The 12,918-nt window shown below is 41.3% G+C and carries 12 protein-coding genes; 10 read left to right on the forward strand and 2 right to left on the reverse strand.

The genetic code is table 11. From position 1 onward, the window contains the following. Positions 1-24: 24 nt before the first annotated feature. On the forward strand, positions 25-351 hold the full coding sequence (locus K1X66_08150; protein MBX7158340.1) for a hypothetical protein: 327 nt from the start codon (positions 25-27) through the stop codon (positions 349-351). Positions 352-419: 68 nt separating this feature from the next. Here the strand turns inward: K1X66_08150 and K1X66_08155 are convergent, their stop codons facing one another. Further along, positions 420-1,583 carry a trypsin-like peptidase domain-containing protein gene (locus K1X66_08155; GenBank protein MBX7158341.1) on the reverse strand — a complete coding sequence of 388 codons (1,164 nt, stop codon included), beginning with the start codon at positions 1,581-1,583 and terminating at the stop codon, positions 420-422. Between the two features lie 125 nt (positions 1,584-1,708). Here K1X66_08155 and K1X66_08160 point away from each other — a divergent pair, with 125 nt between their 5' ends. The 9 genes from K1X66_08160 (at position 1,709) to K1X66_08200 (ending at position 12,495) form a co-directional block, all read left to right on the forward strand. Continuing rightward, positions 1,709-3,013, forward strand: a complete 1,305-nt coding sequence (locus tag K1X66_08160; GenBank protein ID MBX7158342.1) for a DUF2851 family protein — start codon at positions 1,709-1,711, stop codon at positions 3,011-3,013. 18 nt (positions 3,014-3,031) lie between these two features. Continuing rightward, a complete protein-coding gene (locus tag K1X66_08165; GenBank protein MBX7158343.1) occupies positions 3,032-3,829 on the forward strand; it encodes a BtpA/SgcQ family protein in 798 nt (265 codons plus the stop codon). A 144-nt stretch (positions 3,830-3,973) separates the two neighbouring features. After that, positions 3,974-6,340 (forward strand): hypothetical protein, encoded by a 2,367-nt coding sequence (locus tag K1X66_08170; protein MBX7158344.1) that lies wholly within the window; start codon positions 3,974-3,976, stop codon positions 6,338-6,340. A gap of 184 nt (positions 6,341-6,524) precedes the next feature. After that, positions 6,525-6,947 (forward strand): hypothetical protein, encoded by a 423-nt coding sequence (locus K1X66_08175; GenBank protein MBX7158345.1) that lies wholly within the window; start codon positions 6,525-6,527, stop codon positions 6,945-6,947. Positions 6,948-7,021: 74 nt separating this feature from the next. Further along, a complete protein-coding gene (locus tag K1X66_08180; GenBank protein ID MBX7158346.1) occupies positions 7,022-9,211 on the forward strand; it encodes a copper-translocating P-type ATPase in 2,190 nt (729 codons plus the stop codon). 51 nt (positions 9,212-9,262) lie between these two features. Then, on the forward strand, positions 9,263-10,486 hold the full coding sequence (locus tag K1X66_08185; protein MBX7158347.1) for a hypothetical protein: 1,224 nt from the start codon (positions 9,263-9,265) through the stop codon (positions 10,484-10,486). 126 nt (positions 10,487-10,612) lie between these two features. After that, entirely contained in the window at positions 10,613-11,428 is an 816-nt protein-coding gene (locus K1X66_08190) for a prohibitin family protein (protein ID MBX7158348.1), read from the forward strand. A 19-nt stretch (positions 11,429-11,447) separates the two neighbouring features. Further along, positions 11,448-11,885 (forward strand): hypothetical protein, encoded by a 438-nt coding sequence (locus tag K1X66_08195; GenBank protein MBX7158349.1) that lies wholly within the window; start codon positions 11,448-11,450, stop codon positions 11,883-11,885. Positions 11,886-11,961: 76 nt separating this feature from the next. Continuing rightward, complete coding sequence (locus K1X66_08200) at positions 11,962-12,495, forward strand: DUF420 domain-containing protein (GenBank protein ID MBX7158350.1); 534 nt, start codon at positions 11,962-11,964, stop codon at positions 12,493-12,495. Between the two features lie 38 nt (positions 12,496-12,533). Here the strand turns inward: K1X66_08200 and K1X66_08205 are convergent, their stop codons facing one another. Then, complete coding sequence (locus tag K1X66_08205; GenBank protein ID MBX7158351.1) at positions 12,534-12,908, reverse strand: hypothetical protein; 375 nt, start codon at positions 12,906-12,908, stop codon at positions 12,534-12,536. Positions 12,909-12,918 lie beyond the last annotated feature (10 nt).

The following is a 12,918-nucleotide window of genomic DNA, read 5'->3' on the forward strand; positions in this document are numbered from 1 at the left end:
AATATCTCTTGCTTTTTCTAAAAAATGGCGGAAATTTTCTCCATTATGAGTATCTCAAAGGGAGACCCCCAGGGCAAAACAAGCGGCATTATAAATCCCCAAACCGGTTTACCGATTGAACCAGATTTCGCTCTTCAGCAGAGAGATATATTAGAAACATTATTAGAGCCTTATTGCCAAGATTCAGAACTAATTTGCGATCCAGAAGGTGAATATGGCAAAGAATTTAGAGAACAAGAAAGACTTGATCAAGCGGCGGCGGCTTCAAAACAAACTCCAAACCGTGCTATCTCACCCGACGGCTTAGAGTCAAAAGGAACCGGCATTATAGTTCCACCTATAAGTTTTTAATAAATTCTCAGCATCGACTGACAGCAATTTTCCACCAAAGGAAAATGTGTTTTTGGTAAAATTACCGCTTAACGTGCCACCAGTTGCACTTCGACATTTTGTTGAACTAAAACTGATCCTTGCTTGATCGGCTTTGCTACCACTAGAGAAATAGGATTTCCCGGTTTAATAAAAGTGATTTCCTGAGGAATTGCATGAACTGCTGGCGTCAAATAACGCCCCACTCCCTGCAAGACCATTCCTTTAGTTATGCCTTCTTTTTCGGCCGGACTTTCTTTTTGCACATTAGTAATTAAAACCCCATCAATCTTAGTAAACCCTAAATTCTTAGCTAAGTCCGGCGTTAAATCTTGCACCTCCAAGCCAAACCTTTCCTTCAAAACTTCTTGAGGGCTCACTGGTTGAGCCGGTTTTTTCTCGCCTCTAGCAATCGCCAAAGCATTTTTTGCCCAACCAGCCACCACATCCCCGGGAATAGCAAAACTTCGATTTTCCGCTAAACTATTTTGCGTATAACCAATTTTCATTGAACTAATACCCACTAGCTTTCCAGCAATATCCACCAATGGCCCACCACTATTTCCTGGATTAATGATGGCTTCCGTTTGCAACAATCCCGAAATCGAGCCCACCGCACGACCTTTTCCACTCAAAATGCCAGATCGAATGGAACTTTGATCGCCCAACGGATTTCCTAAAGCAATCACCGTCTGTCCCAAATAATTCGAAGATAACTGTTGCAAATCAAAAAAAGAAAATTTTTCTTTTTCCGCTTTTTCTTCGCGAACTATTTTAATCAAAGCCAAATCACGATCCGCATCGCCATAAATATATTTCCCATCATAAGTTTTCCCATCAGCCGTGGTCACTTTCACTTTCAAATCCGCCGCTCGTTCCACCACCTTCTCATTCGTCAACAAATAACCCTCTTCATCAATCAAAAAACCGCTGCCCAAAATTTTAATAGTGGACGGATTCTTTCGATTAAAAGCGGGACCATTAAAAAATTGATTAAAAACATCATCCAACGGATCCACAAACGCGCGCACCACCAATTTTTCTGTGCTCAGATTAACCACCACCGGAATCATTTTCTTAACCACTTGCACAATCGGTTCGTTAGCGGGATCAGGCAAACCTCCAGCGTTCTCAGGCGTTGAAACTTTCTTGACCTCCGTCGCTCCCGCCAAGCTCGTCGCTGTTAAAAATAAAAGAAACTCACAAAATCGCATAATACTTTATTATTGTTAAATCATTTTTCTTTTCACTACAATCATCAATGGCGAAAAAATATTCGCTTCTTAACTCGACACCTTTTTTCTTTTCTCGCTGTCTTCATCATTTCCTTGAAGAAAAAATGATTACCGAACTGCAGCTACAACATCTGTGGTTCGAACATCAACTACCTCACCGACTTGCTACTTCAGACGGTCAATCCATCCAAATCCTTCAAACCGGATGGTGGAATCATGAGCCGGGCCCCGATTTTCGCGATGCCGCTTTCCAAGATTCAACCGGAACTATTCATCATGGCGATATTGAATTTCATATCAACGCCTCCGATTGGAAACAACATCGACACCATCTTGACCCGCGTTACAACCAGCTGATCCTTCACATCGCCTGGCACGGAAAAGAATCGATTCAGCTAGAGAGCGGTCGTCGCTTACCCACTCTCTGTCTCAGCGATCAACTCCCTGTTCCCTTGGCTGCTTTAATTCATCAACTTCCCGAAACTACAAATTCTCTTTTACCCCTAGCAACCTCAGGTATCTGCTCCAAAACACTAAAAAATCTTTCCTCACCCCAAATCACTCAACTCCTTCAAGAAGCTGGTTGGCATCGACTTCATCTGAAAGCCAATAAAATTTCTTCTCAAATTCAGCGCGACGGTTTTTCTCAAACCTTATGGGAATCGCTTGCTGAAACTTTGGGTTATAAAGAAAATAAAATTCCTTTTCGACTTCTGGCACGCCTTTGTCCCATTGCAAAATTAAAAAAATTGTCACCTCGCGACCGAGAAGCCATGCTCTTTGGCACAGCCGGTTTTTTGCCAACGATCGAAACCACCTCCTGGAAAAATGAAAACAAACGCTACATCCAATCACTTTGGCGACGTTGGTGGGCTTTAAAAATCAACACCCTGCCTCTTCATCTTTGGCACTTTCAAAAAACGCGACCCATCAACCACCCTCAACGACGCTTAGCCGCTTTGACTCAAATCGCTCAGCACTTTAACCTACTAAAAATCGCTCTAGAAAACCAATCTCCAGATTCATTCGCAAAAATTTTAGCATCCCTTCAACATCCCTTCTTTTCTTGTCACGCCACTTTAAAATCAAAAGCACTAAGCTCACCGATTGTGCTGATTGGAAAAGATCGCATTCACGAAATTTTAATCAATCTTGTCTTCCCCTGGCTCATAGCCCATAATTACGAAGACACCACTCGTATTGAAAAATTAAAAACCTCCTCTTCCAATCTACTCGTTCGCTTGACTACTCAAAGACTTTTCTCCAACAACTCTTTCAAACCTCACACTGCTTTGGAACAACAAGGTTTGCTACAAATTTTTCATTCATTTTGCGCACAAGATCGCAGCAATTGTCAAAGCTGCCGATTTCCGCAATTAGTTGAAAAATGGAGCATGATAAAAAAATAAAATTCAATTAAACTGAAAATGATAAACGTATTAAACTTAAACAAAAAATTGTTGATCGGCGTGATTCATCTAGGCCCCTTGCCAGGATCACCCGATTGGTCGCATAATCTTCCCATCCTCATCGCTCACGCCATTCGCGATGCTAAAGCCTACGAAAAAGGCGGCGCGCACGCACTCATTATGGAAAATTTTGGCGATGCCCCTTTCACTAAAAACTCTGTCGCACCCGAAACAGTTGCCGCCATGTCCACTATCGCTTATGCCATTCGACAGGAAACCTCGCTTCCTCTCGGCATCAATGTCCTTCGCAACGACGCCCACGCAGCACTCGCCATCGCCACCGCATGCGGAGGAAGTTTCATCCGTGTCAACGTCCACACAGGCGCCATGCTCACCGATCAAGGCATTATCGAAGGCAATGCCTACTACACCTTGCGATTGAAAAAAATGTTAAATCCCAAAATCCACATTTGGGCCGATGTCCATGTCAAACACGCTCTACCCTTAGCGCCTTTCCCAATCGAAGAAACCGCTCATGACACACTCGAACGCGGCAAAGTCGATGCCATAATCCTTTCTGGTCATAGCACCGGAGATCCTGTTAATTTAGATGAACTCCAACGCGTGCGAAAAAGTTGTCCTAAAGCTTCTATCGCTTTGGGCAGCGGCGTCACATTGCAAAACATCAAAACCTATCTTCCTTACGCGAACGGTTTTATTGTTGGCTCTTCATTAAAAAAACAAGGGAAACTATTCAATCCCGTCGACCCCAAACGAGTTAGCCAATTAGTTCAAGCTATCTGGAATGCTAATTAAAAATAAGCCTTGTTAATAGATTTTCCAAAATAACAGCTGTTAACAAAATTTTTAAGAAAAAATTATTGATAAAAATTTGTTTTTTTAAAAAAAGTAATTTATATATAAAACAAATTATATAAAATTAACTAGAAGGAAAAAGTTATGAAAAAAATATTATTTCTATGCTTTTTATTAAATATAAGCCATTTTGGATCAGCTCAAAATTTTGTTAATGCTGGATTAACCAATGTCGCCGAAAATGGCGATTGGGTGCAAGCTGTCGTTATGGCAGTAGCCACTGATAATAATAACAATTGTTTTGTAACAGGAGTTTACGGCAGTGGTGATTTTTCGGCTAAAAGCACTTTGGATTTTGAACCCAGTCCTCTGAAAAAAGTGGAACTACAAGGATTGGGCGATCAAATGTTTATTGCCAAATACTCCCCTTCAGGAGCACTAATATGGATAAAACAAATTCCCGCCTTTGAAGATTGCCTGCCTCGCTCAATCGCGGTCGATCCCAAGACTCAGGACATTGTTATTATTGGACAATTCATCTTTAAAATTGATTTCGATCCAGGTCCTGGCGAGTTTTTTCTTAATAACGAAGAAGAAAGCAAACAGACTTTCGTTTTAAAATTAAATAACCAGGGAAATTTTGTCTGGGCAAAACAGTTGCGAGGCAACACCAAAGCCACCGAAGAAGGAGGTGTTGATTACTCGAGACCTTTTGATCTTGTTATCAATTCTAATGGCAATATTTTTATTACAGGAGAATTTTCTAACAGCGTTGATTTTGATCCTAGTGATAAGGAATTTTTTTTGGAAACAAAACTCTTTGAAGGCAGTAACGTTTTTGTCTGGGCTTTGAATGCTTCTGGCAATTTTTTGTGGGCTAAAGAATGGGGATGGCAAGGCGGTGGAAGCACTAATTCCGGCGTGGAACGTGGTACTGCCGTGGCTGTGGATAACATAGGTCATCTTTATGTCGGTGGAACTTTTGGAAAAACCATTTTTTTTGAAATCAACAATGGAGTGCTTGCCCTTCCAAGCGCCGGTGAATCGGATAGTTTCGTTCTTAAATTAGACGCAAGCAATGGGAAAGAAATATGGGCCAAGCGCATCGGCGGTCCCGCCAATGATCTTATTAATTCCATCGAAGTGAATCGCGCCCAACAAGTAATCATCGCAGGAAATTTTTCGCAAACATGCGACTTTAATCCCGGCCCTGCTTTTTTTCCCCTTACTAGCGCAGGAGATGTCGATGGTTTTGTTGCCACACTTGATCACAATGGTGAGCTGGTTTGGGCCAAAAAGATTGGTGGTGCCAAATTTGACCAAATCGATGCTATGGCTTTAGATCGCAAACAAATTACCGAACCTTTTAGTCCTGAAGATATCGTTATTACAGGCACCTTCACCGAGAACGTCGATTTTGATCTAGGCCCAGGTGAATTTTTTATGAAAGGGTTAAGCGAAAGCACTATTTTCTACGAGAAAATGAATAGTTCGGGCAATCTTATATGGGCCCAAAAGCTAAATGGAGGCGGCGCAATTATACCACAACTGGGCCGAGGAACACGTGCAGAAGGTGTCGCCATAGACAATCTGGGTGATGTCATTTTAGGTGGCGGCTACGATGTTTCCGCTGACTTAGATCCAGGCCCCGGCTTAGCTCTCTTTACCACTCCAGGTGTGGCAAAAGTTCATTACTTTTGTGCTAAATATAATGGCGACAATGGATTGTTACGGGCCATTACCCCGCAATTCAATGAAGACATAAAAACCGACATCATTTTTCAAAATACTCTCACTGGCACTAATGAAGTCTGGTTGATGAATGGTCACCTCAAACTCCAAAGCTCCCAAATCCAAAAGGAAAACTTTTCCCCTTCACCAGAATGGCGCATTGCCGCTGTGGGAGATTTTAATCGAGACGTTAAATCAGATCTCATCATGGAAAACACCCTCACCGGTCAAAGACAAATTTGGCTAATGAACCGATTTGCCCCTGGCCAAATAAAGTCTACCGTTTCCCTTCCAGGTGTTGGCACGCAATGGCGTATTGCTGCCACAGGCGAATTTAATAATGATGGCTGCACCGACATCGTTTGGGAAAATAAAGAAACCGGGGATAGAGCCGTCTGGTTGCTCTACAACACCTCTGTCTTTTCAGGCGCATTTATCGCAACTGTTCCCACCGATTGGAAAATTGTTGGCACAGGTTTCTTCGATGATAACGAAAGAACTGATTTATTATGGCAAAATAGCAGAACCAAAGAGCGCGTGATCTGGACGATGGACGGAACAATCATCCAATCTTTTTTCTCTTTTGGAAAGTCTGGCAATTGGGAATTTGTTGGAAGCGGATTTTTTAATAACGACGATCGTTCTGACATTATTCTCGAAAACAAAGGCACATCGCAACGAGTCATCTGGTTATTAGACGACGCCAATAATTTTATCGCGCAAAAAAATGCGATCGTCCTACCCAATTTTTCAGCCGATTGGGAAGTAAGAAATCGTTAATAGATAACTCTTGTCTCAAAAACTCTCCGCACTCTCGCTGTCAAAAAAATTTGGCAGCGAGATTTTGTTATTTTCATACCCTCTTAAAAACCAAACATTGCATAATAGGTCTGCCCTCTTATAATAAAGAATCTAAAATTGTTAATTCTTATTTTTAATGAAACTTAATCTAGAAAGCACTCATATGAAGTTAAGCATCATCAAATTTTTTCTCGTTTTAACCCTAACATCGGGAATCATTACAATTAATGCAAGTAACGCCGAAAGAGTCAAAACAAGTAAAGGTTATCGCTTAGACACTACCCAATGGAAAACTGTTCCTCTCAAAGATGTTGAGGATTTTAAAACACTACGAAAAGGCGATAAAATCGCTGTTTATTGTCCCATGAAAAAGCGATACATGGTCACAACCTTACGCAATGCCGATTCAAAAGGACGCGTAAAAATTAGAGAGGCCAGATCAAGTTGGGATATGGAAGAGTGCGGCGTTGTTTTAAAACGCAAACCAGGAAAAAGAGAAGTTCAACCTATGATTGTGTGTCCTGATGGCACGCTGAATCCGACCACTTGTAAAAAGTTAGTTCCGATTAAAGAATCAAAGAAATAACAATACGATCTACATCAAACAGTTTTAAAAAAGCTTGGCTAGCAAAGGTTAGTGCCACAACTCATTATTAACTAATGCACTCCCATTCTTCAGAACATAGCTGTTGTCATTCCCATGGAGAAAAACCAAAGTTTCAACCAACTTCTGGGCGACAAATCTGGACTTGCCCCATGCATACTGAAATTCGGCAAGCACACCCAGGTTCTTGCCCAATATGCGGAATGGCTTTAGAACCGGTTTCCGCTTCGGTCGAAACCGAGGAAAAAAATCATGAACTGCAAACTATGCAAAAAAGATTTGGGATGGCTGGGCTACTTACTTTACCTGTTCTTCTATTGACAATGGGAGAAAAATTGCCCTTCATTCGAAATCTTAATCCGACTCTTTCAATTTGGATTCAATTTCTTCTAAGCACACCCGTTGTTTTATGGGCGGGCTGGCCTTTTTTTGTTCGCGCCTGGCAGTCCCTCCTTCATCGCCGCTTAAATATGTTTACTCTAATCACGTTAGGCGTCGGAGCGGCTTATCTTTATAGTATAATAGCACTTTTTTTCCCAAATTTATTTCCGCCGTCTTTTAAACATCACGGAATATTAAGTGTTTATTTTGAAGCTGCGGCTGTCATTACAGTTTTAGTATTACTAGGCCAAGTGCTAGAATTAAAAGCTCGTGCTGGAACCAGTGCAGCCATCAGAGCGCTGCTTAATTTAGCGCCCAAAACTGCGCGACGAATTCGAAATGGGCAAGAAGAAGAAGAAGTTCCTTTGGATAAAATCGTCAAAGGCGATCTGTTGCGAATCAAGCCAGGCGATAAAATTCCGGTTGATGGAGTCGTTGAAGAAGGAAAAAGTGCAGTCGATGAATCCATGATTACGGGCGAGCCTATTCCTGTGGCAAAAGAAACGGAAAGTCGTGTAACAGGTGGAACAGTAAATGGCACGGGGAGTTTTGTCATGCGCGCAGAACGCGTAGGTGAAGAAACGCTATTAGCCCAAATTGTGGAGATGGTAGCTAAAGCACAACGCAGTCGTGCGCCTATTCAACGTTTAGCCGATATTGTTTCAAGTTGGTTTGTGCCTGCGGTGGTTGTCGTGGCTTTGATCACTTTTTTAGTTTGGTTCAATTGGGGACCTGAACCACGTTTTGTCTATGGGCTAATCAATGCAGTTGCCGTGCTTATTATTGCTTGCCCCTGCGCTTTGGGTTTGGCCACCCCGATGTCAATTATGGTGGGAGTCGGTCGAGGCGCCCAAATGGGAATTTTGATTAAAAATGCCGAAGCTTTAGAAACACTTGAAAAAGTCAAAGTGCTAGTTGTAGATAAAACAGGAACCCTGACAGAAGGAAAACCCAGAGTGACAAAAGTCCATTCAATTCCGAGCATTAATGAAAATGAATTTTTAAAATGGACAGCTTCTGTAGAATCTCGAAGCGAACACCCTCTGGCTGCAGCAATAGTTCGAGAAGCCAAAGAACGAAATTTAGAACTTACAACGGTAGAACAATTTGAATCCATTACCGGAGGAGGTGTGACTGGAACAGTTTTAGGAAAAAAAATATTAATTGGTCAGGTTTCGTTTCTGAAACAGCAAAATATTACACTCCCTTCCGATTTCGAATCAGAAACCGATCAATTACGTCAACAAGGAAACACAGTTATTTTTGTGGCCGCCGACAGCAAAGTGACAGGATTTATTGCGCTTTCCGATCCTCTGAAGAAAACAACCGCAGAAGCAATCGCAGTATTGCATAAACAAAAATTAAAAATCGTGATGCTCACCGGTGATAATCCTAAAACAGCCAAGCATATTGCAGATCAGCTTGGCATTGATGAAGTGATGGCGGAGGTGAGCCCTAAAGACAAAAACGAAAAAATATTAACTTTAAAAGTGAAAGGAAATCGGGTCGCGATGGCCGGCGATGGCGTGAATGATGCCCCAGCACTCGCCGCAGCCGATGTCGGAATTGCCATGGGCAGTGGAACTGACGTGGCTATTGAAAGCGCGGGAATTACTTTGGTAAAAGGTGATTTAAGAGGAATTGCCCAATCCATTGCGCTTAGTCGAGCCACCATGCACAATATCCGACAAAATCTAATCTTTGCTTTTCTTTATAATGCTCTTGGTATTCCACTCGCAGCAGGCGTGCTTTATCCAAATTTTGGATTATTGCTTAACCCTATGTTTGCCAGCGCTGCCATGGCGCTCAGTAGCGTGTCGGTTATTGCCAACAGTTTGCGTTTAAAGCGATTTGATGCATGTTGAGAAAAAAGAAACAAAACATCATCAATTATGAATAACTCTAGGAAAAATTCTATGAAAATCTCCCTAACTGTTGTCAGTTTGTCTTTGTTCATGTTTTTATTCACGCCTTACTTCGTTTTAGGCAATCCCGAGGAGCACGAAAAACCCGATTCTTCAGCCACATCTACCAATCGAGTGATAATATATCCTGCGATCTACGAAGCTTGGCAATCCATACAAAATGCTGCGGATGAAATTGGAGATTTTATCACTTCCACCAATTTCACTCCCATTAAAGATTTACATAAAAAAATCAGCTCTGGAATAGAATATGTTCGCACGAACAGCGCTCAATTTACAGAAGAACAAGGTGAAAATTTGGAAGAAGCGTGGAATGATGTTGAAAAAGCCGCAATTAATTTGCAAAAAGCTGCGGATGAAAATTTGGTGGAACCCACCAAACGCGAATACGAAGAGCTAAAAAAAGCTTTAAAATCGGTTGAAATAAAATATCCCAAAGGTTTTCTCCATGACACGAATGGTCATGTGGCACGAGTGGTGGTTTCTGAAGTAACGACAGTACCGTCTGATTTTGCGGTAGCTGCCCAATCTTTGGAGGGAGCTCTGAAAGTCGATGACGAGGCCGAAATCCTTATTCAGTTTAAACAAAGAGATGGTTCTCCGATTTCGGTTGACGATTTAAAAAGATTTGAAAATCAAAAAATCCCTATCTTAACAGTAGATCCTAGTTTAACGGATTACCATCATAAGCAGCTTATTCCCACCAAAAATCCCGGTGAATACCAATTTAGTTTTACACCTAAAAAACCAGGCCCTTATCGTGTGTGGATCGACACCTCGCTTTTGGAGAAGAGGGAGCAAAAGTTTTTGATGATTGATTTACCCGCAGAAAGCCGAGGTGAACTCATTACCGATCGTGATTCTAACTATTTAAGCAAAACAGACGGTCTTACATTTGCTCTTACTTTAGGCAAAAATCTTAAAGTTAATGAATCAGTTTTGGGCAAAATAAAAATTACGAATGATAAAAATGAAGTCGTTAACGACCTAGAAGCCGTTATGGATGAGTATGCTCATATTGTAGCTTTTCATGAGGACTATCAAACCGTTGTGCATACCCATCCGATAGGTATTGAGCCCATCAAAGATTTGGAGAAAACGGGTGAATTGAGTTTTTACTTCACCCCCAAAAAATCTGGCCTTATGCGAATCTTCGTACAAGCACGAATCGATGGCGAAGATCAATTTGCTCGGTTTACCGTTTTAGTGCCATAATTACTTTTAAATCATTAAGCTTAAAAAATAAAGGCGCGTTAGTTGAACGCGCTTTTTTTGTTAAACACGCGTGACTAATCACATCAATAACGGTAATAAGTCGATGATCAATCAAAAGGAAAATTTATGGAATACACTCAAAATCAAAATAGCAGTGCTAAATTTATTATAATTACTATTTTTTCAATTATTGTATTGCTAGCGGCTCTTGGCTTTTTATTAGGTTGTTGGGCAATTATTCCTCCAGGCCATCGCGGGGTTTCGGTTATTTTAGGTAAAGTGAATCCTAGCGCTCTACCTGAGGGATTTACTTTTAAACGACCGTTTGTTGAAACGATTATCAAGGTGCCCATTCAACAACTTACTGTGAGCGGAACAACAAGCTGTTTTTCTTCCGATTTGCAAACGGTTAACATTGCTTACTCAGTTCTTTATCGCTTGCCTGAAAGTAAAGTCGTAGAACTCTACCAACAATTCGCGGGCGATCCTTATCACACACTGGTGGAACCTCGGTTGCAAGAAGCCATCAAACAAGTCACGGCACAATTTCGCGCAGAAGATGTCGTAAAAAATCGTGAAAAAATAAAGCAAACCGCCTTAATCAAATTACAACAAGAATTGGCCGGATTGGTCGACGTGAGAGATGTTCCCATTACTAACATTGATCTTACTGATGAATTAGAACGTGCCATCGAATTAAAACAAGTCACCGAACAACAAGCGCTCGCCAAAGTTTACGAACTTCAAAAAGCGCAACGTGATGCTGAAATTACCATTGTTAACGCCAAAGCTGAGGCCGAAGCCGTTCGTATCAAAGGCGAAGCATTAGCAAATAGCCCTCGCGTTGTTGATCTAGAAATTGCCAAACGCTGGAACGGCCAGTCGCCTCAAAGCGTTGTGGTTTCTCAAGGTGGCGCCAATGTATTACTACCCTTGAGATAAAATAACAATTTTTAAAACCATGAAAACATTTCTATTTTGTTTACTTGGCCTAACCCTTAGTGCTTTGGCCGATCCTCCTCAATCTCCCATTCCTTCGGAAGTCCTTGTGGCAACGGATCTCGTCCCGGCAAAAGATTTTAAATTATGGAAAGAAAACGATCGAAAAAAATATAATGGCACCTATTCCGGTGATGTAGGCGGCGACACAGAAGGAGTTTTAACCGTTAATTTCGAACAAAAAGTAACCGATCTTTCACTAAAAACATCTGATTTTCTTGCCGCAGGCATTTACCGACAAAAAACACCCAACACACCCGAAACTGTCGTGCTCTATAAAAATGCTCCCTCGTACGAAGACAGCGTCATCAATACAGGCCCCTTTTCTATCATTTTTGTAATTTTCGAAAAGCAAAAAGGCGCGATCATCGGCAACATTTTTTTACCTAGAAAAAAATAGTCATTTTTTTCTCATTCCACTAAATTTTGCAAAGAGATTGGATTTTAAAAATGATTTCAAATATAGTTAAACTATGATGGAAAATGTTAAACCGGTTCCAACTTACGGACGTTGGGTAATTCTTCTCACTTTAATTATTAATGGTGCAGTAGCCTACCTCTTCTTTACTGAAGGTTATCAAGGAAAGATTGGCTTTGATCTTCGAATTCTTCCTAAAATTAATGCTATCCTTAATAGCTTCACCACCGTTTTTTTACTCGCTGCTTTATTTGCTATCCTAAAAAAACAAGTCCGACTTCACTTCTACTTTATCATCAGCGCTTTCATCACCACCGCACTTTTCCTCATCACTTATTTAGTCTACCATTTTTTAGCGGAAACCACTCGCTACGGCGGTACGGGTATCATGGCAGCCCTTTACTACTTTATTCTCATTACCCATGTCTTTCTCGCCATGGTGATTGTCCCTCTTGCTCTCGTTACCTTCTTTCGCGGCATTCACAACCAAGTTCAAAAACATCGCGCCATCGCTCACTGGACCATGCCCCTTTGGCTCTACGTCAGCATCACCGGCGTCATCGTTTATCTGATGATCTCGCCTTACTATTAATCAAATAGCCAAATTAGCAACGAATCTATTTTCACCTACTAAAGGTAAGCTGAAATCAAAAACCTATCATCGTCTTCAATTATGCGAATGCGTTTCATGATTCCGTTTTCCCAAAGTAAATAATTCCAGGGTTGTTTACTTTCTTCATCAGGCATGGCGATTCGAACATTCTCCATTGCAGCTTCTGCTAAACGTTGAAATAAGGTGGTTTCATCAATATCAAATAAATATAAATCCATCGATTTCATAAAATCTCCCGAAACAGTTCCAGCCAAAGCACCATTGCGCCGAGCTTCAAGAAACGAATACCTGCCTCCCCAAAAAAGCACATCTCGAATATTAATATTGAGGCTTGCAAAAAATTGTCTTTCGGACTCTGCAGAGCCATTAAAAAGAATAGAGCAAGAAATCATTATATTTTTC

Source organism: Verrucomicrobiia bacterium (genome assembly GCA_019694135.1).
Classification (GTDB): Bacteria; Verrucomicrobiota; Verrucomicrobiia; order JADLBR01; family JAIBCM01; genus JAIBCM01.

Bases quoted from the DNA above. Each gene is read 5' to 3' on its own strand.
- K1X66_08150 (MBX7158340.1), top strand. From the start codon at position 25: ATGGCGGAAATTTTCTCCATTATGAGTATCTCAAAGGGAGACCCCCAG.
- K1X66_08155 (MBX7158341.1), bottom strand. From the start codon at position 1,583: ATGCGATTTTGTGAGTTTCTTTTATTTTTAACAGCGACGAGCTTGGCG.
- K1X66_08160 (MBX7158342.1), top strand. From the start codon at position 1,709: ATGATTACCGAACTGCAGCTACAACATCTGTGGTTCGAACATCAACTA.
- K1X66_08165 (MBX7158343.1), top strand. From the start codon at position 3,032: ATGATAAACGTATTAAACTTAAACAAAAAATTGTTGATCGGCGTGATT.
- K1X66_08170 (MBX7158344.1), top strand. From the start codon at position 3,974: ATGAAAAAAATATTATTTCTATGCTTTTTATTAAATATAAGCCATTTT.
- K1X66_08175 (MBX7158345.1), top strand. From the start codon at position 6,525: ATGAAGTTAAGCATCATCAAATTTTTTCTCGTTTTAACCCTAACATCG.
- K1X66_08180 (MBX7158346.1), top strand. From the start codon at position 7,022: ATGCACTCCCATTCTTCAGAACATAGCTGTTGTCATTCCCATGGAGAA.
- K1X66_08185 (MBX7158347.1), top strand. From the start codon at position 9,263: ATGAAAATCTCCCTAACTGTTGTCAGTTTGTCTTTGTTCATGTTTTTA.
- K1X66_08190 (MBX7158348.1), top strand. From the start codon at position 10,613: ATGGAATACACTCAAAATCAAAATAGCAGTGCTAAATTTATTATAATT.
- K1X66_08195 (MBX7158349.1), top strand. From the start codon at position 11,448: ATGAAAACATTTCTATTTTGTTTACTTGGCCTAACCCTTAGTGCTTTG.
- K1X66_08200 (MBX7158350.1), top strand. From the start codon at position 11,962: ATGGAAAATGTTAAACCGGTTCCAACTTACGGACGTTGGGTAATTCTT.
- K1X66_08205 (MBX7158351.1), bottom strand. From the start codon at position 12,908: ATGATTTCTTGCTCTATTCTTTTTAATGGCTCTGCAGAGTCCGAAAGA.